The sequence below is a fragment of the Litchfieldia stipae genome (assembly GCF_014837155.1).
Classification (GTDB): domain Bacteria; phylum Bacillota; class Bacilli; order Bacillales; family Bacillaceae_L; genus Litchfieldia.
On the sequence record NZ_JACYHA010000003.1, the window covers coordinates 345,292 to 371,382 of the forward strand.

Here is a 26,091-nt window from a genome sequence, read left to right on the forward strand (position 1 = left end):
TTACAAATTATTATGGTGACCCATAATTGTATGTTAAATTGGAACTCATTCACCTAATTCATACTTTACTCTACCTTCTTACACTTTCGATAAGTGCTTCTTTTTACCGAGTATATTAATTTAAACCTTATCTCCGTCACAAGAACCTTTTAACCTATGACCTTTGGGATTGAATCACTTACTTTGAAAATACGAATCCTTGCTGAGCGAGCGGAGTTCATTTTCAAAGAATTTATCCAAGCCGAGTGAGATAGCTTGATATAATATACCACAAAAGAAAACGCTTACTTATCTGTATAAGAATTACTATTTAATTGTATCGTTCACATTATACGGAACGAACACTAGTATGGTTGAGCCACTTAAGATGTCAATTCTTTCTATCCTTCTTACACTGTTAGTATATCATGCTTACCTATATATGAAACGCTTACATTTTGTCTATTACGTGAACTTTTTGAGAAAAGCGGTGATTTCCCACCGCTTTTACGCTACCTTAATTGCCTTCCCAAAAGGTACTTTTGGTAGATAATCCTCCGGAACTAGCCAGAATACTTCTGTATTTACTTTAATATCATCATAGAAATAGCCTGTTACATCTGTAATATAAAATAAACTATCTATTTTTTCTTGTTCTGCCCATTCCAACACTTCGGTATATGAGGATTTTCCATGCTTATAATACTTGATTTCAGGTGCTTCCTTTATAGGAGAAATCGTTCTTATTTTAAAGTCAGCCTGAATCAGGGTTGCATTTGGATTCAATTCCCCAAAAAAAGTAACTATGTTATTAATCAAAATTGATCTAACCTGATTACTTGATGTATCTATTGCTAAAGCCACCTTTTTATCTTTACGATCTTTAAGCATAGAAAGAAGAGATTTTTGCCATCTCATGTAATAACCCTCCTCAGTTTTGTTTTCTTGGGCAAGGTTATTTTGCTCTCGCTTTGACCAAAATATAAATTAAATCGGTGGAAAGAAATAGAAAGGAAACCATCTTTAGTTTTACTACATATTACATAAAGCAATACAAATACTAGGACAATTAGATGATGGAGGTACATAATAATGCAGGTATCAAGACAAGAACTACTTCAACTAATTAAAGACAATGGCAATAAAGGTATAATCACAATCAATGATGTCCCATATGAAATCACTATTTCAGCTGATAACAATATCCGTTTCACAGGTACTACTTGGGAATGGGAGAAAAGAGAGGTTCCCTCTGCACATGACGATTATACAATCGTTGCAGATGATTTAGTAAAAATAGAGGATGACTTTACACCATCATTAAATAATCAAAATCAATTTTACTTTTATAAAGATATTAATGATTTTACCCTTTCATAGGATCAGCGTGTATTCAGAAACAGAATTCAGCCATTACCTATTTAAAACTTAATAATTTTATCATAGAAAACATATACTATTATTATGGTCGCTCACCACTCCAAAGACGCTCGATGCGGGACTAACCAGATCGGATGTGAGCGGCCAACCTTACTTCAGCGTTACGAATTGCTCCCTCTGATAAATTACCTCTAATTTTTATTTCCCTATAAAATGTGCTATATCATCAAGGTACATGCACTACAAATAAATGCTTTATTGACATAATATAAATCAAGGTGCATGCACCTTTTCTCCTACTCTGTCTTTCGAGGAAGTATTTATACTTCCTCATTTTACATATTTAACAAAAAACAAATTTATTTTAAGTACGTAGAAACAGTTGTATAATAAAAGCTATTATATTTCCATTGTTAAGAAGATATTTGGTTTTTCTCAGGTTAAAGGATGTGTTTAGAATGCAAGATCATAAAAATGGATCATTATTAGATAAACTAAATCGCCCATTACGAGATTTAAGAATTTCTGTCACTGATAAATGTAACTTCAGGTGTCAATACTGTATGCCCGCTGAAATATTTGGTCCGGACTTTCCTTTTTTAAAGAAAAATGAACTTCTCTCCTTTGAAGAAATAACTAGACTTGCTACCTTATTTGTCCATTCATTCGGAGTGAAAAAGTTACGTATTACAGGCGGAGAACCTCTTATGCGAAGAGACCTGGCAAGTTTAATTCAGATGCTGTCAATGATTGACGGGGTTGAAGATATCGCAATGACAACAAATGGATCACTTTTGGCAAGACATGCGAACCAACTTAAAAAAGCAGGTTTATCTCGAGTCACCATAAGCCTAGATTCCTTAAATAATGATATTTTTGGAAAAATGAATGGTAAAGGGGTCCAAGTAGAAGAGGTCCTTTCAGGGATTCAAGCAGCCAAAGAGGCAGGTCTAGGTGTTAAAATTAACATGGTTGTTCAAAAGGGCGTTAATGAGTCTGAAATAATTCCAATGGCAAAATTCTTTCGTGAACAAGGCTACCCTCTTCGTTTCATTGAATTTATGGATGTAGGTAATACGAATCGATGGGATATGAAATCAGTGTACCCTAAGAAGAAAATTATAGAGGATATTCACACTGTGATGCCAATTGAACCGATAGAACCAAATTATATCGGTGAAGTCGCAACAAGATATCGTTATATTGGTTCCAGCGATGAAATTGGTGTCATTTCTTCTGTTACTGATGCTTTTTGTTCAACATGTAATCGTGCAAGACTGTCTGCAGAAGGAAAACTATTTACATGCCTTTTTGCATCAACTGGTCATGATTTACGAGAACCACTTCGTTCAGACCTATCTGATAATCAGTTAATCGACCTCCTCACCTCTATTTGGAATGGTAGAAAAGACCAATATTCTATAGATAGAAACTCCTACCTCAAAGAAAACATAAAAAAAGACAAGATTGAAATGTCTCGAATCGGAGGATAAAGGGATATATAAATAGGCAGTCCATTAGCAATAAGCTATTTGGACTGTCCTGTTTTACTTCACTGCTGTATTCTCGAGATATAAATCAATTGCCTGCAAAAATCTATTTCCATATCGTTCAAATTTCATCTCTGCGATTCCTTTAATTTCTAACATTTCCTTCTTGTTTCTTGGACAAACTTGACTCATTTCTCTCAGGGTTCGATCAGAAAAAATAATATACGGTGGAAGATTTTCTTCTGTTGAGATCTGCTTCCTCAGCGTCCTTAATTCTTCAAACAATTGATTATCCTCAACGATCTGTCGCTGCTTCAATTGTGCTTTTCTACTAACTTGGATATCTCCTTTAAAAACTAGATAAGCCTTCTTATCTAGCATTAATACTGGATATTGTCCTGAAGTCATTTGTAGATATCCTTCAGCGGTTAGAAAATCAATCATGCTGACTATTTCTTTTTCTGAAAAGTTTCTCATTAGTCCATAAGTTGAAAGCTTTGTAAAATCAAATTGGGTGATTCGTTTATTTTTTGACCCCTTTAATACTTGAGCGACAAGTGTTTTGCCAAAACGTTCATTCATTCTTTTGATACAAGAGAAGATCATCAATGCTTCTGTCGTCATATCGAGCTTTTCCCGTTGATCGGTGCAATTAAGGCATTTTCCACAAGTGTAGGTCTCATTGCCGTCACCAAAATATGAAAGGATATATGCTTGAAGACATTTATCAGTGTGACAGTAATCTATCATTTGTTGCAACTTTTTATATTCAAAAGTCTTAGTTTGTTCATTCATACTTGATTGCTCAATAAGAAATTTTTGAAGTTGAATATCCTGTGGATGACACAATAACAAACATTCACCTGGTTCGCCGTCTCTTCCTGCACGGCCTGCCTCTTGATAATACGCTTCTATATTCTTTGGAAGATTATGATGAATCACAAATCTTACATTTGATTTATCAATCCCCATCCCAAAGGCATTCGTTGCAATCATGAGGGTCAATTTATCAAACAGAAATAATTCCTGTGATTCATATCTTTCCTCTTCTGACATACCTGCGTGATATTTTCCTACTGCATATCCAGCCTTCTTAAGAAACTGATATAAATGATCTACCTCTTTCCTAGTTGACGCATAGATTATACCAGCTTGTCCATGATTCTTTTGTAAATAACCAATTATGACATCACGTTTATTTTCACCCTTCACTAGTGAAAAAGATAAATTGTCTCTTGAAAAGCCAGTTACATACACATCTTCATTTGAAATCATTAATAGGTCACAAATGTCAGCGGTCACTTCTTTTGTTGCTGTCGCTGTCAGAGCAATAACAGTTGGCTTTTCCTTAAGCTCGTAAATCATAGATTGGATATTTCGATAACTCGGTCTAAAATCATGCCCCCATTGAGAAATACAATGAGCTTCATCTATAGCAATAATCTTAATGGGTAACGATTCAAGGAGCTGTCTGAAACTTCTAGAATCTAAACGTTCTGGTGCGACATAAATGAATTTGTATTTTTCCTGTCTCGCATCGTTTATTCTCTCTTCAATTTCATTTGGAGTTAAAGAACTATTTATATATGTAGAAGATATTCCATGATCATTAAGTGCATCGACTTGATCCTTCATTAAAGAGATTAATGGGCTTATTACCAAGGTTACACCATTTGACATTAGACCAGGCACTTGATAACAAAGTGACTTACCTCCACCAGTTGGCATGATAGCTAAAGTTGATTTATTTAATAGGACACTGTGTATAATTTCCTCCTGTCCAATCCTAAAGGAATCATAGCCAAAATAACTCTTCAACACTTTTTTCGCTTCATTTATCATTTATATCACCTCTTGTTTTTTATTCTAATTTGTTCATATTGGTGTTCTTTTTTAAGCCACAGCCTGAAACACTCCGCGTCCAGCGGGGTGTCTGGTGAGCCTCCTCGTCGCTTTTAGTTCCTGTGGGGTCTCACTTTGGCCACGCATCCCACAGGAGTCTCCGTGCATTCAGTCTGCTAGATCCATCCTTTATTGAAGTGAATTAATTACAGCAACATTGATTCCTAGTTGTTCTGTGAACTGTCACGGCTCTTTCATCAATTATTGGAAAATCAGGCTAACACCCAACCAGATTTCCATGATTCCCATAGTATATGATTGTATAACACGTTAGGAGGTGTTATTAAATGAGCCACGCATACGGAAGTGGATTTGCTTTGATTGTGGTGCTGTTCATTTTGTTAATCATTGTCGGTACAGCATTCGCTTAAACCTTAATTAACAAATAAAAATTTAGTTGAAAATACCAATAAACTTTAAAAGGAGAGATTTATTCATGAATTGCGGATATAACACAGGTATGCATTATGGTTACGGAGCTCCAGTAACAGCTACTACAGGTGGTATGGGAGGATTTGCACTAATCGTCGTGCTATTCATCCTTCTAATCATCGTTGGCGCTTCTTGGATGTAATTATCCTTATGAAAATAAGGCTCCCTCAATGAAGAGGGAGCTTTATTACATTTCCCTTACTTTATTTCTTCAGTACGTTCATACCTAGAATCTAGATAATCTACAATATGAATTAAAAAGCCTTCAACAGTTTTAGGCTCAATATTTGCTCCCCATTCTAATTTACCATGATGTGCGAGAATCGTATGCTGAAGGCTATGGATATCCTCTATTGATAACTTGACCTCTTCAGCTTCAATAATTTTATTGACAAGCATCACTCCATAAGGAATATGACCAATCAATACTCCTAATTCATCCATCGTAATCCCACTTGGTTTGCGTGTTTCAAGTGACGAATGATCAGCTGTAGGATATAAGAATTTAAATTCCTCCGTTCCTTTCCCCGCATGATGATATTCAAGTAATTTCCCCATATCATGATAAAGTATGGCACAGATCATTAATGAATAATTAGGCTTATTAAGCTTATATTTCGCCATCCCATAAAACATCGTGTAGAGATGATCAATTGAATCCTTCCACACTAAATTTCTGGGATTACTCCCTGCTGAATCCGATTGTAGGTCCTTCCACAGCTCTTGTTTATATGCTTTTTCCACTTGATTGATTAATTTAATGACTGCTTTATAATGATTTTCTTCTTGTTTAACTATATATCTAGCCAGTCGCATTAAACCAACTGTATGCTTCAGTAAGCCACCTAAATAGGCATGATGATGCCCCATTGCTGCTGGTCTAACACAAAACTCTGTCCAGAAACGATTCATCGCCCCAATACAAATCGATTTAAAGGGTTCTTCTATTTCATTTATATATTGAAAGAGTTCAAGCGTGAAATCTTCTAAAGATTGTTGGGTACAGGCAATTAAGCTAAAAGCATCTACATTATTGTCACAAGGAATAAGTTGATTTATGGTCATCGATTTGAAGCCTCTAAATTCTTCAACCTTTCCAGACACTTTAAATACACTATAACTTTCTAACAATGGTTGATACCTATCAATGGCACCATCATTATCCCAAATTTTCGCACTGTAGCTCCCAAGATGATTCGAAAATCTTAACTTCAAATAGGGTCTTGGTTGTGCTCCTTGCGTTTTCTCAATCGAAAAATCAACTAATAATAATGTTTCTTCAATAAAGCCTGAGCCATGAGACTGGTCCTCAAGTGAAAATCCTTCACTCTTATTAGATAAGACAGGAACAGGATATTTACCAAATATCTCTGATTTCTGATCCTCAGTTAAAGTCAGCTCAGTCTGAATCAACCCATAAAAATAATCGATAGTAGGCATTTAGATCTCCTCTACTCATTTATTTACAACTAATACTAGTTTAATATAATTCTTCCGATATGAACAGAAGTTAAAGAACCTTCCATATCAATACATAAATCAGATAAAAACAACCATAATAATACCTATCTGTACATTGGAAAATATTACTCAAATGGAGTTGTTTTGATGAGAACAAGTAATAAGCTTATGGTAGGTTTAACAATCGCATCAATTGCTGCAAAGGTACTTGAAAAAAGTATGATTCCTGGTAATATCAAGAAAAACACACAAACAACCTTTAACTTAAACAGGGACTATCCAGTTATGGATGCTAGTACTTATATTCATCCATATGCGTCTGTTATTGGACAGGTAAATATTGGTAAGGATGTATTTGTTGGTCCATTCGCTTCGATCAGAGGAGATGAAGGATTAAGAATTCATATATCAGATGCCTGTAATGTACAAGATGGGGTTGTCCTACATGGCTTGAAGAACTTTGAGTATACAAGTGTAGTGTTCGAAAATGCCGTTTACCATGATGGAAATCCATATTCTATCTACATTGGTGATAATGTATCACTTGCTCACCAATGTCATATTCATGGCCCTGCTAAAATCGGAAAGAATGTTTTTGTTGGGATGCAATCATTAGTCTTTGATTGTCATATCCAAGAGAACGTATTTATTGAACCAGGGGCAAAAGTAATAGGGGTAACCGTCCCTGCTAATTGTTATATACCGGCCGGGAAGGTTATTACAACTCAAGAAGAGGCCGACAATTTACCAGCAATTACTTCTACCTACAAGTATGCCGGCTATAATAAACAAGTCGTAGAGGTAAATACAGAATTAGCAAAGGGGTATAAGGAAGACCAATAATTTACTAGTTGCAGGATTTCTAAAAGTGACCCCTATGAAGTAGAAAATAGTATTCAAACTTCTTTCTTTATAAATGAATAGGGGTCAAAACTACCAATAGGAATCCAATTTTCCATACGTTAACTTGTAACTAAACTATCTTTAATACTTTGATTAATAGCTTTTCGATGTAGCCATACTAACTTACGTCCCTCTTCAGTTGTAATTTCAGTTTCTCCTGGATCACAATATCCTTCGCCTAATCCATGATAGGACCATCCATTATCTGTCCTCATCAATGTAATTTGCCCACCACGCTCTTTATCATGAAAAACAAAGTAATATTTATTTATTGAAGAATCAGAATCATAGGTGGCAAAGCGACTAAATTCAGTTAAAAACTGTTCGACGTCATTTGATTTTCTTATTATCATCGGCTCTCCTCCTCTAAACCTTTTGTTAAATTGATTCGATACAGACAGCGAATATCCTTTATTTATTTTTAGTTTTTTCAGTATTTTATAAAAAAAGCTAGACCATTAAAAAAACACGTCATTAAACGACGTGTTTTTTAGATTAGCTTGAAATGGCGTGACTCGGAAATTTATTTTTTAATTGGGTAACTATGAAAGCTCCAAGTCCTTGAAGCGCTGTCTTCACAATAACTTGACCCATGATTGCAGCTGGAACTGCCTCCCACGGAATAAACCCTGCGCCTAATGGACTAAGTCCGATGATAACGAAGATGACAGAGTCTAGGAATCCACCCACTAATCCGCTATAAAACACACGTAATCCAAGTGGTAGCTTAAGACGTGTGTAAATTTCAGTATCTGTTGTTTCTGCTATCGCAAAGGATAATGCCGATGCAACAACAATAAGTAATGTATCGCCTAACATAAATGAAGCAAATGCAGATAGAAATAAAGCTCCTGCAATAAACATATATGTTTTTTTACGACCATATTTATTTTGAACCAAGTCACGGAAAATGAACGTTCCGCCGATCAAGAATGTTCCCATCGGTACAAGGAACATACCTAATGCCAATGGGGCAAATTTTGCCGTAACAACATTAGCCAATACAATTGATGCTAAGTATAAAAATAATCTCATCTTTCTTTCCTCCAAATAAAAAAACAGCACACTAAGAAAGAGTCCTGTTTTTTCTTAGTTTTTTTAAGAGGGTAGCTAATAACCTCTACCGCAAATTGCGGTTTATTCAATTAATTCATTTTATCATTCTACCACATAAATTATGCATGCCTATTTTTTTGAAAATTTATATTTTATAAGTTAGAATATTAGCTCACCGAATGACGGTTTGAGATTAATAGAATTGTATTCTTCGGTATATGAAAGACCGCATTTGTTCTTGGTTTTTTCTCATATAAATCTAGCAAACTTGTTAGCTGTTCTCTTATGATTGTTTCCTCTATTGAATCTGCCTGCACTGGATAGAACCATTCACTTAACACCTTTTGAGACTCAGCACTTGGTCTTTTTTTAATCAGTTCATACAGATTTGCATCCATTTGTTTGTATCCGATAAATTTACTTGGACCGAATAAATTCAAATGAGGTATATAATACCAATGCTTAAATTGGGTTAATTGATCCTTTATCTCTAACATTTCTAATACATCTCTATTAAATTGCTTCATATTATTCATGACATCATTATAATCTGTCACCAATTGACCCACATTAGCCATTTTCATACACCCCTAATACCAATTTACTCTTATATCTTATTTTACAATAAGACAAGACATTTCACCAATTGATTTATCTTTGTACTGATTGTAGACACAACTGTGAATAAGTACAAATAGTTTGTTATACTGATTTAGATAATAAATTATCTACTTATTTTGGAGGTATACATATGATTAGGTTTGGAGTCATCGGAACCAATTGGATTACAGAATCATTTATAAATGCAGCAACTGAAATAGAGGATTTCAAGTTAACTGCTGTCTACTCACGTACAGAAGACCGCGCATCGGAATTTGCAGCTAAATTTAACGTATCAACATACTATACTAATTTAGAGGAAATGGCACAAAGCCAGGATATTGATGCAATCTATATTGCTAGCCCTAATTCATTTCATTCAAAGCAGGCTGTACTCTTCTTACAAAATGGCAAACATGTTCTTTGTGAAAAGCCAATTGCCTCAAATTCAATAGAATTACAACAAATGATAGATGCAGCCAAAAACAATCAAGTCTTACTTATGGAGGCACTAAAAACAACGTTCCTCCCTGGTTTTAGAAGCATCCAAGAGCATCTACACAAGCTTGGTGAAATCCGTCATTACTTCGGAAGCTTTTGTCAATATTCTTCTCGTTATGATGCCTACAAGTCCGGGACGGTTCTTAATGCTTTTAATCCAATATTCTCTAACGGGGCGATCATGGATATTGGTGTTTATACGATTTACCCAATGGTTGTTTTATTTGGAAAACCAGATGAGGTTAAGGCTAATGCGATTATGCTTGAATCTGGTGTGGATGGCCAAGGAAGCCTTCTCTTTAAGTATCCAGAAATGACTGGTACAGTGATGTATTCAAAAATCAGCAACTCTTACATTCCTTCTGAAATCCAAGGGGAGAACGGAACGATGATTATTGATAATATCCATACATTAGAAAAAATAAACATACAATATAGAGATGGTTCTGTAGAAGATATCTCAGTGCCAATTGAACACCATTCTATGTATTACGAAGCAAAAGAATTCATTGAATTAATTAAAAATAAAGAGGTTGAATCCAACATTAACTCACTTCAGCATTCTCAATTTACTACACAAGTGCTAGATGAAGCGAGAAAACAAATCGGTTTAGTGTTTCCAGCAGACCAAATTTAGATAAAAATAGGCTAGCAATAAGCTTTGTATGCTTATTGCTAGCCTTTTATCTTAGGCTGTTTTCGTATATATTGTTGCTTTTGATACCGCAGCCTGAATACACTCCGCGTCCTGTGGGGTAACCGGTGAGCCTCCTCGTCGCTGGTGCTCCTGCGGGGTCTCACTTTGGCTACTAGTCCCACGGGAGTCTCCGTGTATTCAGTCTGCTAGAAATCTATACTCAACTAATTCACCTCAAAAAACAACAATCTTTGAGAAAACAGCCTTATCTTAAAATGAGGTGACTCTATTTGTTCTATAGATATTGATTGTTAGAATGAGTAATCGGATGTTTTTCTGTCAAGCTATAAATATAACCATTTGAGAGAACATCTGCTTTAATGTAAATACTATTAGCATAAGAAAAAGGCAATTTCAAGGTTAAGTCGTTTAAAGACGCCATACTCCCTACATAGTAATGATCAATGTATAGCGAGATATTGCATAATTCAGCAGCCGATTGTTTGATGATCCGAATCCCGTCTTCAAATCTCTCGACATTAAAAAGCATGTACATTATCACACTCCTACCTCTATATAAACTATTCTTATAAGACGAAGAGTGTGAACAATTTATATTATGAAATTTTAACTACTGTACGCCCTCTTACTTCACCATTTAATATTTTTGGTAGTACATCTGGCAATTCCTCAAATAATATTTCCCGACTAATTTCTTCACAGCGTTCTTGAATATGTAAATCAGTGGAAATTCTATCCCATATTACAATTCGCTTATCCATTGGAAGATTAACTGAATCAATCCCAAGAAGATTCACGCCTCTAAGAATAAATGGAAACACGGTTGTAGGAACCTGCGCTCCCCCAGTTAGTCCACTTACAGCAACACTGCCCCCATACTTCGTTGTACTTAGAACATAGGCCAATGTTTTACCACCTACAGGGTCAACTGCACCAGCCCAATGCTGCTTACCAAGTGCTCTGACTTTCTCAGGAGAAGTTTCTTCTCGTCTAAGAACTTCCGCTGCACCAATTCGTTTCAAATATTCATGCTCACTATCCTTTCCAGTACTCGCCGCAACTGTATATCCACGTTGTGCTAACATAGAAACAGCCATACTTCCAACGCCTCCTGTTGCACCAGTAACCAAGACTTTTCCAGATTGAGGTGTTAGACCATTTCTTTCTAAGGCATCAATAGAAAGTGCAGCAGTGAAGCCCGCTGTCCCATATATCATCGCCTCTTTAAGACTCAAGCCTTTAGGCAGAGGAACGACCCAAGCTGCAGGAACACGAGCATACTCACTATAGCCTCCAAAATGAGAAACTCCTAGTTCATAGCTTGTTACAATCACAGGATCTCCTATTTGAAAAGAAGGTTCATTACTAGAAACAACCGTACCCGCTAAATCTATTCCTGGGATAAATGGATAAGAACTAACAATGTTTCCATCTGGAATACTCGCAAGTCCATCCTTATAATTGACACTTGAATAAGCAACTTTGATTAATACGTCTCCTTCAGGTAGCTCTGCCAACCTAATTTCTTTCATATTTAATTCAAATGTGGATTCTGTTTTATCTACAATTAACGCTTTAAAATTAGTCATAATTTCTCCTTTCAACATTGAAAAAGATAAATAATTGTGTTGATTTTTAAAGCGTACCACAAAAAAACAGATTTATTTAATCTAAAAAGTTACATTTTCTTGGACAAATTAAACTCTATTACGCGTTTTTTTTGATAATAGTGGACGATGATTACTCCAAATTACATCAACAGGAACATCAAAGAACTCAGTTAATGTTTCACTTGAAAGCATTTCTTCTGTGCTCCCTGCCGAAAATACTTCCCCTTTTTTAAGCAGAAGAGTGTTTTTATAGATAGGAAGAATTTCCTCTAGGTGATGAGTAACATAAAGAATAGATGGTGCATCCTCTCTAACAACAATTCGTTCAATTGCCTCAAGTAAATTTTCTCTAGCAATAAAGTCAAGTCCGTTTGTAGGCTCATCTAGTATCAGTAATTGAGGCTGTGCCATCAATGCTCTCGCAATTAATATACGTTGTTTTTCACCTTGAGAAAGAGTTTCATAGTTTCGATCAGCATATTTCATACATCCTAGCTCTTTTAATAATGATACTGCTTTTGTTCTCATTTCATCAGTGGGTGTCTCATATAACCCTATCGAAGCAAAGCCCCCACTTAATACAATTTCATAGGCACTGTCTCCTGGATATAATTTCTGCTGCAAGGAGGAGGAGACCATGCCAATCTTCATCCGAAGGTGCTCACCTAGTGGACTTTTTCCAAATACTTTTCCAAGTACAGTCATTTCACCCTTAGTTGGAAACTCATAGGCATTCAATAAATTTAAAAGCGCTGTCTTTCCAGCACCATTTAAACCAAACAACGCCCAGTGTTCCCCTTTTTCTACCTTCCAATGAATATCCTTAAGAATCCATGTTGCATCTTTTCTTAAAGAAACTCCCTTTAACTGAAAAACCATCCATTTGACCTCCTTTTAGATTAAGGCTGTTTTCGTATAGATTGTTGCTTTTAATACCCGCAGCCTGAATACACTCCGCGTCCTGTGGGGTGACCGGTGAGCCTCCTCGTCGCTAGCGCTCCTGCGGGGTCTCACTTTGCCCACGCATCCCACGGGAGTCTCCGTGTATTCAGTCTGCTAGAAATCTCATTCTCAATAATTCATCTCAAAACAACATCAAACTTTGAGAAAACAGCCTAAATTAATGACTACTCATATAGAAACTGGCGTGATGGCTCCCTTTCCTTCAAGAACATTTACTATATTTTTCACAGCGATTTCAGCCATCGCATCTCTTGTCTCAACTGTTGCATTTCCAATGTGAGGCGTGAGCACAACATTATCTAACTGCTTAAGCTCTTCTGTTATTGTTGGTTCAAATTCAAACACATCTAGAGCAGCACCCGCAATTGTTTTTGCTTTCAAAGCTTGAACTAAATCATCTTCTTTAACGACTGGCCCTCTTGAAGCATTAATTAAGAAAGCATCCTGCTTCATCTGTTCAAATTGCTCAGCCTTTATTAAATGATGGGTTTCTGCTCGATATGGAGAGTGAATGGTAATGTAATCCGATTCACGTAGTAACTCGTCCATTGAAACGTAGGTTGCTTGTAACTCTTGTTCAATTTGAGGATTTTTACGTCTTGGACCAGTATAAAAAATTTCCATACCAAACGCTCTCGCTCTTTTTGCAACACCCTGACCTATTTTGCCAAGACCAATAATCCCTAGCTTCTTATTTGTTAATTCTCTTCCAAGAAAGAATAGAGGTGCCCACCCTTTAAATCCCACGGTGCGACATAACGCATCCCCTTCAACAATCCTTCTAGAAATCGCAATCAGAATGCCTAAAGTAAGTTCAGCTGTTGCATCTGTAGAAACAGCTGGTGTGTTAGTTACAACAATGCTTCGTTCTTTAGCTGCAGCAAGATTAATATTATCAAAACCAGCTCCAAAATTAGCTATAATTTTCAGATTCCCTGCATTTTCAATCACTTCTTTTGTGACTGGACTAGATAATGGACAAAGTAATGCATCCTTATCAACGATTCGACGAGCTAATTCTTCACTTGTGATCACTTCGTCACTCTCATATATTTCAATATCATGACCTTCTAACATTTGATATCCTATCGTAGGAATTTTTCCAGAGATGAGAATCTTCGCCATATGTATCACTTCCTATTTTCATTTTCACTTCTAAGTTAATGGTAAATTAATAATTAGAATTGTACAACTTTTTTGTGAAATTAGGACTCATCAATTAAACGCAGTCCATTTTCTAAAATGAACAAAAAGAGTCGGAGATCAAAATGATTTCCGACTCTTTTAATTGGCAAAAAATCTTACTAAAAAATATCCCAGCATCGATAAAACTACTGAACCAATGAGCCCTGCAATAAATGCACTCTTACCACGCTGCAATAGGTTCTTGATATTAACATTCAGTCCGAATCCTGCCATGGCCATCGCAAGGAAAATGGCAGAGCTATTAACCAACACATGCACGACCATTTCAGGCAAAACATCTAGTGTATTCAAGCCACTCATTGCTAAAAAACCTATTATAAACCAGGGCATTGGTAGCGAAGCTTTTTCCCCTTCATTTGTTGCAGCTTTTGACCTAATCAATAAACCTAGGACAAATGCAACTGGTATTAGTAACATAACCCTTGTTAATTTCACTATGATGGCCATATCAACCGCATTACTACCACCTATATCAGAGGCTGCAATCACATGTGCTATTTCATGAAGGGTTGCTCCCACAAATTGACCATACTCAATTGGCGTCAACTGCAATATTGAATAGATAAATGTATAGACGATTGTGAAGAACGTACCTAACACAGCGATAACAGCCACACTTGTTGAGACTTCTTCTTTATTCGCCTTTAATTGCGGAGCTAACGCTACAATCGCTGCTGCTCCACAAATCCCTGTACCAAAGGCTGTTAATAAGCCGATTTTCTTGCCAACACCAAACAAACGGGACAATCCATACACACCCAAAATACCTAACAACAGGCAAATCAACGCAAGCATAAACACAGTTAATCCTGCATGATAAATATCACCTAGATGTAGCCTTAGCCCTAATAGAATAATTCCAAGTCTCAATAAGTACTTACTAGAAAAATCAACTCCAACAGCATACTTCTTTTTGACTTGAAACAAACTTCTAACAACCATCCCTAACAATAAGGCAAGAACTAACGGACCTATTATCATGAGACCTGGCAGTAAGGATAAAGCTTTTGCAGTTAAAGAGATAAAAAGAGTGAGCATCAACCCAATCATAAAATTGAGGTTCTTCCTAGTTGTTTTCATTATATCCACCCTCTTAAATACGTACTTTTACTTTATATAAATCCGTATCATTAGTAAAATAGGATTAATTAATCGCAAAGATTAAAAATATTAATAATAGGAGTGTTCGTATGTACTATGATGCTCTAAAAACATTTGTACAGGTTGTAGAGGAGCAAAGCTTCTCACGGGCCGCCGAAAAACTCTTGATCTCCCAGCCTAGTGTCAGTGTTCATATCAAGAACTTAGAGAATGAATTCCAAACAAAGCTTTTTGTTCGATCACCTAAAACGTTTCAAATCACACCTACTGGTGAAATTTTATATCAACGAGCCATCCAAATGATCCAAATGTATGAACGGGCGAAACGAGATATTTATGAGCATCATCATTTAGTGAAAGGATTAATTAAAATTGGAGCTAGCTTTACAATAGGCGAATATACGATTCCCTCATTTCTTGCTGAAATGCAAGCAGATTATCCTTATCTTGAATTTGAGATCATTATAGGGAATACAGATGAAATTGTTGAGCTTGTGAAACTATTCAAGGTGGATATTGGATTAATTGAAGGACAAACGAATGAAAAGGATTTAACGATTAGACCATTCTTAGATGATGAGCTTGTGATTATTGCCCCTACCTTCCATCCACTTACCAAGAAGAAGGAAATAAATGAACATGAACTTCAAAATCAAAATTGGATTACTAGAGAGAAAGGTTCTGGAACCCGTGAATTTTTCGATCATGTCATATCTGCACACGGATTGAAAATCAATCATTTAATGGCGATAAGTAGTACTCAAGGGATCAAGGAGGCAGTCATAAATGGACTTGGTCTAGCACTCATTTCTCGTTCTGCTGTCAAACGAGATCATGAGCATCACTTGCTATCAATCCTTGATGTCAAATTAGGACCGTTCAAACGTAAATTTTCAATCATAAATTCAACAACAACTGAACAACAACAGAACATTAACCTATTGATTGATGCATTGAATAAAAGAGCAACGAAGCAAGCTGAAAAATGATAAAAAAAGAAAGCTCTGCCTATCTTAAACGGCACAGCTTTCTTCTCATCGTATCTATCATTCAGACAACACAAATAAACCCTCTGAAATCCCAGTCATAAATGGACTTGGTTTTCCTACACTATATACATATAATTCGTGCATGGCTCTCGTACAGATTGTATAGAACAATTTCCGTAAGCTTTCATCACGATATTCTTCATTAGAGGCATCATACACAATAACTGCGTCAAACTCAATCCCTTTTGCTAAATATCCTGGAATGATGACAACGCCTTGTTCGTATTCCATTGATCCACTCTTAATCAGCTTGATGTCTTCAATATGTTGTAAATGATGATAGACGTCAACACTCTCAGCCTCAGACTTACAAATGATGGCGATTGTTTTATATTCCATCCCTCGTAATTCTTTAACTCTCGACGTAATCGCCTCATGTAATTCAACACGATTATTTAGCACTGTGACAACAGGTTTATCTCCATCACGATTAAATGCTTCAATTTGATTGTTTCTTGGCAGGAGAGCACGTGTAAACTCAATAATCGGCTTTGTTGAACGATAGCTCTTTGATAAATTAATGATACTTGTTTGATCTTCTCCATATAAGGTAGAAAGCATATCAAAGTCACTTGTTTCATTTGCATAAGCGAAAATCGCTTGATTAAAATCACCAAGCACCGTTAATCTAGCAGAAGGAAACAATCGTTTGATAAATTCAAATTGAAATGGCGAATAATCCTGAGCCTCATCAATAAATACATATTTAATGGAACCGTTTGTTTGAAAACCAAGAATCAACTCTTTTAACAATAAGAATGGAGTGGCATCCTCATAATAAAGCTTACCAGCCTCTAACATTTGCAACGTCAACTGGCATATTTCATTCCAATCCTCAGGTGTTTCACGTTGGGTTAAATGACTGATTTTTTCAGGATCTAAGAACAATTGCTTATAGGTGCTTCGAATATCAACAAACCCCATCATTCGAATCCATTTAATCAATGGCTTTACCTTTCGACGTACAAGGACTTTACTTAGTTCTTGGATTTCTCGATCATAATCGTTAAATTCATCCCCACTGAAATGTCCTTTCTTCTGTAGGTGAGTATAGATCTTTTGATACTCATCATTATCAAGAAGCTCAATTTCCTCCTGTACCCAAGGCTTTTTTCTCTCCTGCTTCTCTAATCTCGAAATAGTTTTGAGAATCCATTCCGATAGCTTCTCTAATCTGTTGTGTAAAGTAAGCTCTGTATGAAGCGAATAAAATCTTTCAGATATCTCAGCAGCTGTAATAACTGTCTCTCCTTGGAATACGATATCTCTAAATAAAATACCAGTTTGCTCAAGTGATTTAAAATATGTCTTGATTAATTCAAAAAATGCTTTAGATGCTTTAAATTGAATACTTCGCATCCGTGTTCTATATTCAGCCTCACTGTTTGCAGTTAATACGTATTCCATCTGTTCATACGGACCCTCTACCTGAAAGGAGCCCCCTAATGAACGATATAAATATTCCTGAAATGTTGCCTGCAGCATATTCTCCTCGCCTAATTCAGGCAACACATTGGATATATAGTGATTAAACATTGTATTCGGTGAGAAGAGGACGATTTGGTCAGCCTTCAAGCGGTCACGATACTTATACAGAAGATAAGCAACTCTTTGTAAGGCTGCAGATGTTTTTCCACTTCCTGCTGCACCATGAACAATGAGAAGCCTTCCTTTATCATGCCTAATGATCTGATTTTGCTCCTGTTGAATGGTTGCAACAATACTATGCATCTGTTTATTAGTACTTTTCCCTAGAACCTCTTGCAGTACTTCATCACCAATTGTAAGACTTGTATCAAACATCGATTGAATTTTCCCACCACGAATCAAATACTGCCACTTGCTTTCAAGCATCCCATGAATCGTACCACCTGGTGTTTCATACTTTGCAGGACCTGGTGGATAGTCATAGTATACGCTAGCAACTGGTGTCCTCCAATCATAGATTAGGAATTCTTCGCCACTTGGATCTGTTAAAGTAGAGACACCAATATATACCTTTTCTACTTCATTCGTTCCTTCCTCTTTGAAATCGATACGTCCGAAATATGGGAGATCCTTCATACGTTGAAGGGTTGATAATCGATCGTAGGAATGCTTATGGATGGTTTGTCGGACAGATAAGTCTTGAGCCTGTTGTCTTAAAGCAATAATCGCTTCAAGATAGTCATCAAAAGAATCTGTATTAACTTTCACATCGTCCCAAAAGTTTCTTCGATATTCCACCACTTCTTCGCGATGTTCATCGGTTTTCTCCTCTAAGTTGCGAATTTGATCAGTAATGGCCTCAATTACCTGATTAAGCCTTTCTTGCTCCTGAAGAAAATTTGAGTTCATAATCAGCACTCCTTTGAAAAAAATGATTAGTTATAGGGTTGACAGCAAAGAAATTATTATATATAATCATAATTGGATACATATATAATAGTCCTTATAATAAATTAGAATCCATTAATTAAGTTAACATATTATTAGGTTATTATCAATAACCTAATTTAGATTTACATACAAATACAATAAATAAAGAGGCTGACTTCTATTTAGAGGTCAGCCTTTTTGTTTCAATGCGCCTATATTAGTTTAACCATAATTTTCATACCTACACTTTTATCTCTTCGGTTATAAAACCCTTAAGTAAGCTTGTACTTATCTTTTAGTGATTGTGGGGCAATTTTAATCATTCTCTCTAATACAAATGCAGTAATAACAACATCATCGATTACCCCAGCCACAGGTATATAATCATGAATTAGATCAAATGGAAAGAATCCATAGGTTAAAATCGTTAACACACATAATAGTTTATAATGAAGTTTCACTTCTTTTGATTTGAAGAAAGCAAAAATGAATGGTATGAATTTCCAAAACCTTAGAATAAATGCAAACCTTTTTAAGAATTTCATCGTATTTCCCCTCTTCCATTTCCTATAGAACCATCTTTTTTCCTATTCATATAAATTGACTTATATCCAATTTATTACTACACTTTACTTATCAAAGTAGCAAATGTAGCTTACTTTTAATCATTTTCTAGGAGGTTTTCAAGATGTATGATGTTATTATAATTGGTGCAGGTCCTGCTGGAGCTAGTGCAGCTATTTTCACTGCTAAATCTGGTAAAAAAACGTTATTAGTTGACCACGATAAAAGTATGACAAAAAGAGCATGGATTGAAAATCATTACGGCTTAACAGAAGTATCAGGGCCAGATCTTATTCATACTGGAAAATCACAAGCAACTAGATTAGGTGCAGAGTTAATTGAAGAGCAAGCAACAAATATCACAAAAACAGATTCAGGCTTTCAAGTCGAAGTAGGAAGCAATACATATGAAGCAAAGCACATTATAATTGCGACTGGAGTTGGACTTGACCTTGCTGAAAAAGCAGGGATTGCGACAAAGCCTGGAACAGAACCACGCATCAAAACAGTGATTGATGCAGACTCAGAAGGTAAAACAAGCGTTCATGGTATATGGGCAGCTGGTACTGTTGCTGGTGTTAGCGTTCATACAATTATTACTTCAGGACATGGTGCTCATGTAGCAATTAATGTCATTAGTGAAATGAACGGCGAACGCTACGTTGATCATGATGTATTAAAAGCATAATCATTTTTATTCATAATGTAACTAAAAAGGGACTTTGATCATTCTGACCAGAGCCCCTTTTTAGTTAACTTAGCAATAGCAATTGTTCTTCAATTTGCTTCACTCGTACCTTGACTTCCTCTTCAGTTAAGTTATGCTCCTTGATGTATCTGTTACGAGGATGAACTAGACAATCATGTGAACAACTTCTTAAATAAAGATGCTCATGCTCTTCACTACTTAAGATTTGCTTATTGCACTCTGGATTAGCACAATTTACATAACGCTCACATGGTTCACCTGTATAATGATCTTTCCCGACAATTACATGCTCCTTTTGATTAACAGGAACACCAATTCGCTCATCGAATACATAGCATTGACCATCCCAAAGCTCTCCTTGAACTTCTGGGTCCTTACCATAGGTAACAATTCCCCCATGGAGCTGAGAAACATCTTCAAAGCCTTCTTTTACCATCCAACCAGAGAATTTCTCACAACGAATTCCACCTGTACAATAGGTTAGAATTTTCTTTCCTTCAAATTTCTCTTTATTATTTCGAATCCATTCTGGTAATTCACGGAATGAATGAATATCAGGTTTGATTGCTCCACGGAAGTGACCAAGTTCATATTCATAATCATTTCTAGCATCAATGACAACTGTATCCTCTGATTTCATTGATTCAAGAAACTCTTTTGGTGACAAATATTTCCCTGTTACTTCTAATGGATTCACATCATCCTCTAATCGAAGCGTTACAAGCTCAGAACGATGGCGCACATGCATTTTCTTAAATGCATGTGCATCTGCTTCATCAATCTTATATACCATATCTTCAAAACGAGGATCAGCTTTCATGTGATCGATATAAGCATTCGTTTGTTCAATCGTTCCTGATAGAGTTCCATTAATCCCCTCTTGGGCAACTAATATTCTTCCCTTTAGTTGATGTTCATTACAAAATGCCAAGTGCTGTTTTGCAAATTCTTCAGGGTCAGAGATGTGTACATATTTATAATACAAAAGAATTCTATATTGATTTTCCATTCTAACTAATTCCACCTTGCTGTAAATATCTTTTTTATCAATATATAACTATATCAGAAAAGTTACGACTTTTTCAATTTTATTAGACTTGAATAATATTTCCATTATATCGTTTCTTTATGAAATCCCTTGCTTCGGAGAAAAAATTTCTTATCCAATGCGCCTGAACCTAATAATACACCGATAACGATAAATAGAAATCCAGAGACTTGTAGAAACGAGATTTTTTCATGTAAAAATACGACAGCTCCAATTAAAGAAAAGAAAGGAATCAAATTAATAAAGATGGCTGACTCTGCTACACCAATTTCTTGAATCGCACGATTATAGAGGATATGAGAAACCCCTGTAGCAAAAATGGCTGAAGCAAAGAACAGTAACCAAATTCCGACACTGCCATTCTTCATGGTAGCCAATCCATTAGGCTCCATAAAGCGACTGATTCCAAACAAGACAATTGAACCGAACAATAGCATGTAGGAGGTCATGACGGTTGGGTCTAATTTAGACGTTACTTTTTTAATCATGACGAAGCTAAATCCTTGAGTTGCAATGGATAGAAAGATGCATATATCCCCAATTGAAATCGTCGTTAAATCAGTCGCCCCATTTAAGATGACAAAACAAACACCAGTAAAGCCTGTAAAAATCCCCGTCGCCTTCATCACAGTTAATTTATCTTTTAAGATCAGTGTAGCTAAAATCACAGAAAACAATGGCGACAATCCCAGAATTAAACCCGTGTTAGAGGCTGTAGTCTTCGTAAGTCCAATCGATAAGAACACATGATGTCCAACAACATTAAAGAGTGAAGCAATAAAAATATAGCGTAGATTTGCTAGTGAAATCCTTTCCACCTTTCCCAATAAAAACAAAATCAAAAAAGCAACTACACCCGCAACAAAGATGCGAAAGGACGTCATCGTCACAGGGCTAAATGCAGTGACCAATACCTTTGTTGCAATGACATTTAGTCCCCACATCAATGTAACCAATACCAAAGATGAGTACAGAAATATTTTCGACAAGCAAATTCCCCCAGTTATCACCTGAATACTCAGCAAAATGACCTACTCAGGGTCAAGATAAGAGTAGGTCTTAAATGAATCGTTAAGATCGCTTAAGTGTTTCTTCTTTTTGCAATACAGGAACGTCAACAGACACTGTATCAGGATATTTAATTCCCATACCTGTATTAAGAGCAACCACGACTTCATCGTCTTTGATCCAGCCACTTTCTCTCAATTGTCTAGCTGCCACAAAAGTAGCTGCTCCTTCTGGACAAACAAAAGCTCCTTCTAAGGCAGCTATTTTTTCTTGTTCCAAAAGTAGTGCCTTGTCATCAATCGCAATCGCACAGCCTTCAGTTTCATAAAGAGCTTCTAGCACTAAAAAGTCACCAAGTGCTTTTGGAACATTAATACCAAAAGCAACAGTTGTTGAGTTCTGCCAGAATTCAGAATCTTTCTTTCCTTCCTCCCACGCCTTTACAATCGGAGCACATCCGTCAGCCTGAACTGCAACAAGGCGTGGAAGCTTACCTTCAACCCAACCAAGCTCCTTTAGTTCTGTTAACGCTTTGTAGATACCAATAATACCGACACCACCACCTGTTGGATACAGGATCACATCAGGCATTTTCCAGCCAAATTGCTCAGCAATTTCTAAGCCCATTGTCTTTTTACCTTCTATACGATAAGGCTCCTTTAATGTAGAAGCATCAAATAAATCATACTCTTTTACCGCTTGACCAACTATTTTACCAGCATCACTAATTAGCCCATCGACTAGATTCAAGTTCGCACCTGAAATAGCTGTCTCATTCCGAGTAATTTTGGGTGCATCAACAGGCATGATGATGCTTGCTTTTATCCCACCTCTTGCTGCATATAATGCCCAAGCAGCCCCTGCATTTCCGTTTGTCGGCATTGCCAGCTCCTTTACACCAAGCTCCTTTGCCTTTGAAACTCCTACAGCAGCCCCGCGTGCCTTGAATGTACCTGTTGGGATAATGCCTTCATCCTTCATATATAAATTGGGAATCGACATGTCCTGACCAATGACAGACATTGGAAGTAGCGGCGTCATTCCTTCTCCTAGAGAAACTACATTCTCTTTATTTACAACTGGAAGAAGTTCATGGTATCTCCACAGGCTCGCATCTCTTGCCATTAAATCTTCCTTTTTCAGATGCTTTGCAAGTTCTTCAAGATCATAACTAACTAATAATGGGGAACCACATGTACAAAGCTGGTTGATCTCTTCATGATTATATGTACGATTACATTTCGGACAATACAAATGCGAAACAAAGCTAAAACTCATTGAATAACCCCTTCTCATTTCAAATTTAAATCTTCTATTCTTTTATTCTATTACAAAAAAGATTATATGTAATTCCCATATTCAACATTTCTTTAAAATTTCAAACAAGTTTGACACCTAGTATAAATATACATCAATAAAACCTATAATCTCTAAACATTATAAGTATAATAATAAAATTATACAAAAATATGAATATTTATTAAAAAAACATCTAGATATTCTGTCATTTTTATTTTACAATGTATAAAGATTCAATAAATTAAATATTTTCACATTTTAGTTAAATGAGAGAATGAAACACTCTAACTACCAGACTAAATGTAAGAAAGGTGAGCAAATAATGAAGAAATTATCAACTGCATTTTTATTAATTTTTGTTTTAATTTTATCAGGATGTACCCAAACAGCAAGTAATGAAGGTGGAGCAAATCCATCAACGATTGAAAATGTAATAAAGAAGAAGAAACTTGTGATTGGAACAGCACCAGGTTACTTCCCATTTGAAATGAAGGACAAAAATGGAGATTTCATTGGGTATGATATTGATTTTGGTAAAGCCATTGCTGACTCACTAAAAGTAGATGTTGAGTTCAAGCAATTTGGATTTGATGGATTGATTCCAGCATTACAAACAGGCGAAATTGATATGATCATTGCTGGAATGACGATTCGCGGAGACCGCGCTCTATCTGTTAGCTTTGCAAATCCTTATTTCCAAACTGGACAGGTATTAATGCTACCTAAGAGTGATACCTCCACTCAATCTTGGGAAGATCTTGACCAAGCAGGAAAGAAAATTGCCGTATCATTAGGAACAACTGGTGCTCTATTAGCAAAACAAATTTTTAAGAATGCCGAAGTTCTAGATTTTGAGGATTTCCCTGCAGCTTCGATGGCATTAACTGGTGGGCAGGCTGACGGAATCATCTATGATGAGCCAGGGGTTAGAACATATGAATTAATGAATGCAGATAGTGTAAGAGGAGTATATGACCTCATCTCTTCTGAAAATCTTGGAATTGCCGTAAAACTGAATGACCTAGAAACTGTTCAATGGATTAATTCATTCTTAGAATCATATAAAGGTAGCCCTGCTGAATTAGAATCATTTGACAAATGGTTTAAAAACGATTCTTGGATGGATGAAGTTGCAAATGATTAATAACAAATGACGGTGGTGGTGATTTCTTCCCCACCGTTTTTCTTAAGGGAGGATAACAATGTATAACATGGACTGGAGTGTTATTCCTCAGAACATGCACTTGTTCATAGACGGAATCATCATGACACTACAAATATCAGCACTAGCATTACTTTTCAGTATCCCAATCGGTATTATTCTAGGACTATGTCGTGTTTCAAAAATCAAAATTCTTTCATTTTTAGCAACGACCTACATAGAAATCATGCGCGGAGTTCCTTTACTTGTATTACTATTATGGATCTTCTTCGTATTAGGTAAATTTGTACAATTAGGTTCATTTTGGTCTGCAGTGGTTAGTTTGGCAGCATTCTCAGGTGCCTTTGTTGCTGAAATCGTTAGAGCAGGAATACAGTCAGTTCCTAAGGGTCAAATGGAAGCAGCACGTTCAGCAGGTATGACATATGTTCAAGCGATGAGATTAATTATCTTACCGCAAGCATTTAGAAAGGTATTACCTCCTCTTGCTTCACAATTTATTATCTTAATTAAGGACTCATCACTTGTATCTGTCATTTCAGTGGTTGACTTAACACTTGTTGCAAGAAATATCGTCGCTACATCATTCCGATCACTTGAAGTATGGACGTTTGTTGCTCTACTCTATTTCGTCATGACATTTACATTATCACAAATTATCCGCTTAATTGAGCGTAAATTTATGGTTAAGGAATAATAAAGAGGTGAAGAAATGATTACCATTAAAGATGTACAAAAAAGCTTCGGGACGAACCATGTCTTACAAGATATTAATCTTGAAATCCCTAAATCTAATGTATTTGCATTAATTGGACCTAGTGGTGCTGGTAAGAGTACCTTGATCAGAACGATTAACGCATTAGAAAGTATTGATGAGGGCGTTATTACCATTGACGGCGTCTCTATTCATGATAAGAAAACGAATATTAACGAGGTTCGAACAGATATTGGGTTTGTCTTTCAATCATTTAACTTATATCCTTTTTTAACTGCTTTGGAAAACGTAACAATTGCCCCGATTAATGTTAAAAAAATGGATAAAGCAGCTGCCCAAGAAAAAGGAAGAGAGTTACTCGCCTCACTTGGATTAGGTGATAAATTCGATTCATATCCTGGACAGCTTTCAGGAGGACAGCAACAACGTGTGGCAATCGCAAGAGCACTTGCGATGGATCCAAAGGTGATGCTATTTGATGAGCCAACCTCAGCACTTGATCCAGAGATGATCAAAGAGGTTCTCGATGCAATGAGAAGCCTTGCCAAAACGGGAATGACGATGATTGTCGTTACTCATGAAATGGGCTTTGCAAGAGAAATGTGTGATCAAATTGTCTTCATGGCAGATGGCTCAATCGTTGAAGTAGCACCACCAGAGAAATTCTTTACAAATCCTGATACAGACAGAGCAAAGAATTTCCTTTCGAAGGTATTGAATCATTAATATAGGTTGTTTTCGTATAAGTTGTTGTTGTTTTCACACCGCAGCCTGAATACACTACGCGTCCTGTGGGGTGACCGGTGAGCCTCCTCGTCGCGTTGCTGAGGCCACTGAAAAAGTCCTCATAAAAGAGAAACTTAGGTTTTTATTCCTATCTTTCTCTTTTTTAATTTATAATTGATTTAATAAATAGTAGGTGGGTGTCGTCATGATT

The 26,091-nt window shown here is 36.3% G+C and carries 27 protein-coding genes and 1 riboswitch; of the genes, 11 read left to right on the forward strand and 16 right to left on the reverse strand.

Annotated elements, in window-relative coordinates; genetic code table 11:
- Window positions 1–486: 486 nt before the first annotated feature.
- Window positions 487–897, reverse strand: a complete 411-nt coding sequence (locus tag F7888_RS05875; protein ID WP_191778148.1) for a VWA-like domain-containing protein — start codon at window positions 895–897, stop codon at window positions 487–489.
- Window positions 898–1,071: 174 nt separating this feature from the next.
- Here F7888_RS05875 and F7888_RS05880 point away from each other — a divergent pair, with 174 nt between their 5' ends.
- Both F7888_RS05880 and moaA read left to right on the forward strand, forming a co-directional pair.
- Window positions 1,072–1,359, forward strand: coding sequence for a hypothetical protein (locus tag F7888_RS05880; protein WP_191778150.1), 288 nt, complete (start codon window positions 1,072–1,074; stop codon window positions 1,357–1,359).
- A gap of 458 nt (window positions 1,360–1,817) precedes the next feature.
- Entirely contained in the window at window positions 1,818–2,852 is a 1,035-nt protein-coding gene (moaA, locus tag F7888_RS05885) for a GTP 3',8-cyclase MoaA (protein ID WP_191778152.1), read from the forward strand.
- Window positions 2,853–2,906: 54 nt separating this feature from the next.
- Here moaA and recQ read toward each other — a convergent pair whose 3' ends face one another.
- Entirely contained in the window at window positions 2,907–4,691 is a 1,785-nt protein-coding gene (recQ, locus tag F7888_RS05890; protein ID WP_191778154.1) for a DNA helicase RecQ, read from the reverse strand.
- 347 nt (window positions 4,692–5,038) lie between these two features.
- Between recQ and F7888_RS05895 the strand changes: the two genes are divergently transcribed.
- Window positions 5,039–5,122, forward strand: coding sequence for a YjcZ family sporulation protein (locus F7888_RS05895; protein ID WP_191778235.1), 84 nt, complete (start codon window positions 5,039–5,041; stop codon window positions 5,120–5,122).
- A 65-nt stretch (window positions 5,123–5,187) separates the two neighbouring features.
- Window positions 5,188–5,325: a YjcZ family sporulation protein gene (locus F7888_RS22460; RefSeq protein ID WP_318246230.1), complete on the forward strand. Its 138-nt coding sequence runs from the start codon at window positions 5,188–5,190 to the stop codon at window positions 5,323–5,325.
- Window positions 5,326–5,381: 56 nt separating this feature from the next.
- On the opposite strand, the gene F7888_RS05905 is transcribed toward F7888_RS22460, so the two are convergent.
- Window positions 5,382–6,623 (reverse strand): HD domain-containing protein, encoded by a 1,242-nt coding sequence (locus F7888_RS05905; protein ID WP_191778156.1) that lies wholly within the window; start codon window positions 6,621–6,623, stop codon window positions 5,382–5,384.
- A gap of 168 nt (window positions 6,624–6,791) precedes the next feature.
- On the opposite strand from F7888_RS05905, the gene F7888_RS05910 reads away from it, so the two are divergent.
- Complete coding sequence (locus tag F7888_RS05910; RefSeq protein WP_191778158.1) at window positions 6,792–7,487, forward strand: gamma carbonic anhydrase family protein; 696 nt, start codon at window positions 6,792–6,794, stop codon at window positions 7,485–7,487.
- 119 nt (window positions 7,488–7,606) lie between these two features.
- On the opposite strand, the gene F7888_RS05915 is transcribed toward F7888_RS05910, so the two are convergent.
- The 3 genes from F7888_RS05915 to F7888_RS05925 all read right to left on the reverse strand — a co-directional run bounded on the left by F7888_RS05915 (window position 7,607) and on the right by F7888_RS05925 (window position 9,181).
- Complete coding sequence (locus F7888_RS05915) at window positions 7,607–7,900, reverse strand: hypothetical protein (RefSeq protein WP_191778160.1); 294 nt, start codon at window positions 7,898–7,900, stop codon at window positions 7,607–7,609.
- Between the two features lie 142 nt (window positions 7,901–8,042).
- A complete protein-coding gene (locus tag F7888_RS05920; protein ID WP_191778162.1) occupies window positions 8,043–8,582 on the reverse strand; it encodes a VUT family protein in 540 nt (179 codons plus the stop codon).
- Between the two features lie 48 nt (window positions 8,583–8,630).
- A riboswitch (PreQ1 riboswitch) is annotated at window positions 8,631–8,674 on the reverse strand.
- A gap of 96 nt (window positions 8,675–8,770) precedes the next feature.
- Window positions 8,771–9,181 (reverse strand): hypothetical protein, encoded by a 411-nt coding sequence (locus F7888_RS05925; RefSeq protein WP_191778164.1) that lies wholly within the window; start codon window positions 9,179–9,181, stop codon window positions 8,771–8,773.
- A gap of 173 nt (window positions 9,182–9,354) precedes the next feature.
- On the opposite strand from F7888_RS05925, the gene F7888_RS05930 reads away from it, so the two are divergent.
- Complete coding sequence (locus F7888_RS05930; RefSeq protein WP_191778166.1) at window positions 9,355–10,341, forward strand: Gfo/Idh/MocA family protein; 987 nt, start codon at window positions 9,355–9,357, stop codon at window positions 10,339–10,341.
- 295 nt (window positions 10,342–10,636) lie between these two features.
- Here the strand turns inward: F7888_RS05930 and F7888_RS05935 are convergent, their stop codons facing one another.
- The 5 genes from F7888_RS05935 to F7888_RS05955 form a co-directional block, all read right to left on the reverse strand.
- Window positions 10,637–10,897, reverse strand: coding sequence for a hypothetical protein (locus F7888_RS05935; RefSeq protein WP_191778168.1), 261 nt, complete (start codon window positions 10,895–10,897; stop codon window positions 10,637–10,639).
- A gap of 61 nt (window positions 10,898–10,958) precedes the next feature.
- Window positions 10,959–11,951 carry an NADPH:quinone oxidoreductase family protein gene (locus F7888_RS05940; RefSeq protein ID WP_191778170.1) on the reverse strand — a complete coding sequence of 331 codons (993 nt, stop codon included), beginning with the start codon at window positions 11,949–11,951 and terminating at the stop codon, window positions 10,959–10,961.
- A gap of 108 nt (window positions 11,952–12,059) precedes the next feature.
- Window positions 12,060–12,851: an ABC transporter ATP-binding protein gene (locus F7888_RS05945; protein WP_191778172.1), complete on the reverse strand. Its 792-nt coding sequence runs from the start codon at window positions 12,849–12,851 to the stop codon at window positions 12,060–12,062.
- A gap of 252 nt (window positions 12,852–13,103) precedes the next feature.
- Window positions 13,104–14,060, reverse strand: coding sequence for a 2-hydroxyacid dehydrogenase family protein (locus F7888_RS05950; RefSeq protein WP_191778174.1), 957 nt, complete (start codon window positions 14,058–14,060; stop codon window positions 13,104–13,106).
- Window positions 14,061–14,219: 159 nt separating this feature from the next.
- Entirely contained in the window at window positions 14,220–15,221 is a 1,002-nt protein-coding gene (locus F7888_RS05955) for a YeiH family protein (protein WP_191778176.1), read from the reverse strand.
- Window positions 15,222–15,331: 110 nt separating this feature from the next.
- Between F7888_RS05955 and F7888_RS05960 the strand changes: the two genes are divergently transcribed.
- Complete coding sequence (locus F7888_RS05960) at window positions 15,332–16,231, forward strand: LysR family transcriptional regulator (protein WP_191778178.1); 900 nt, start codon at window positions 15,332–15,334, stop codon at window positions 16,229–16,231.
- Between the two features lie 57 nt (window positions 16,232–16,288).
- Here the strand turns inward: F7888_RS05960 and helD are convergent, their stop codons facing one another.
- Both helD and F7888_RS05970 read right to left on the reverse strand, forming a co-directional pair.
- Entirely contained in the window at window positions 16,289–18,628 is a 2,340-nt protein-coding gene (helD, locus tag F7888_RS05965) for an RNA polymerase recycling motor HelD (RefSeq protein WP_191778180.1), read from the reverse strand.
- A gap of 293 nt (window positions 18,629–18,921) precedes the next feature.
- The gene (locus tag F7888_RS05970) at window positions 18,922–19,194 is read right to left on the reverse strand and encodes a YkvA family protein (RefSeq protein WP_191778182.1); all 273 of its coding nucleotides are present in this window, start codon (window positions 19,192–19,194) and stop codon (window positions 18,922–18,924) included.
- A gap of 143 nt (window positions 19,195–19,337) precedes the next feature.
- On the opposite strand from F7888_RS05970, the gene F7888_RS05975 reads away from it, so the two are divergent.
- On the forward strand, window positions 19,338–19,901 hold the full coding sequence (locus tag F7888_RS05975) for an FAD-dependent oxidoreductase (RefSeq protein WP_191778184.1): 564 nt from the start codon (window positions 19,338–19,340) through the stop codon (window positions 19,899–19,901).
- A 64-nt stretch (window positions 19,902–19,965) separates the two neighbouring features.
- Here F7888_RS05975 and trhO read toward each other — a convergent pair whose 3' ends face one another.
- The 3 genes from trhO to F7888_RS05990 form a co-directional block, all read right to left on the reverse strand.
- Window positions 19,966–20,931 carry an oxygen-dependent tRNA uridine(34) hydroxylase TrhO gene (gene trhO, locus F7888_RS05980; RefSeq protein WP_191778186.1) on the reverse strand — a complete coding sequence of 322 codons (966 nt, stop codon included), beginning with the start codon at window positions 20,929–20,931 and terminating at the stop codon, window positions 19,966–19,968.
- Between the two features lie 104 nt (window positions 20,932–21,035).
- Window positions 21,036–21,959 (reverse strand): DMT family transporter, encoded by a 924-nt coding sequence (locus F7888_RS05985; RefSeq protein ID WP_191778187.1) that lies wholly within the window; start codon window positions 21,957–21,959, stop codon window positions 21,036–21,038.
- 82 nt (window positions 21,960–22,041) lie between these two features.
- Entirely contained in the window at window positions 22,042–23,256 is a 1,215-nt protein-coding gene (locus F7888_RS05990) for a threonine synthase (RefSeq protein WP_191778189.1), read from the reverse strand.
- 343 nt (window positions 23,257–23,599) lie between these two features.
- On the opposite strand from F7888_RS05990, the gene F7888_RS05995 reads away from it, so the two are divergent.
- Genes F7888_RS05995 through F7888_RS06005 form a run of 3 tightly spaced genes read left to right on the forward strand, consistent with a single transcriptional unit; the run spans window position 23,600 to window position 25,880 of the window.
- Window positions 23,600–24,421, forward strand: a complete 822-nt coding sequence (locus tag F7888_RS05995) for a transporter substrate-binding domain-containing protein (protein WP_191778191.1) — start codon at window positions 23,600–23,602, stop codon at window positions 24,419–24,421.
- 58 nt (window positions 24,422–24,479) lie between these two features.
- Complete coding sequence (locus F7888_RS06000; RefSeq protein WP_191778193.1) at window positions 24,480–25,136, forward strand: amino acid ABC transporter permease; 657 nt, start codon at window positions 24,480–24,482, stop codon at window positions 25,134–25,136.
- A gap of 15 nt (window positions 25,137–25,151) precedes the next feature.
- Window positions 25,152–25,880, forward strand: a complete 729-nt coding sequence (locus F7888_RS06005; protein WP_191778195.1) for an amino acid ABC transporter ATP-binding protein — start codon at window positions 25,152–25,154, stop codon at window positions 25,878–25,880.
- Window positions 25,881–26,091 lie beyond the last annotated feature (211 nt).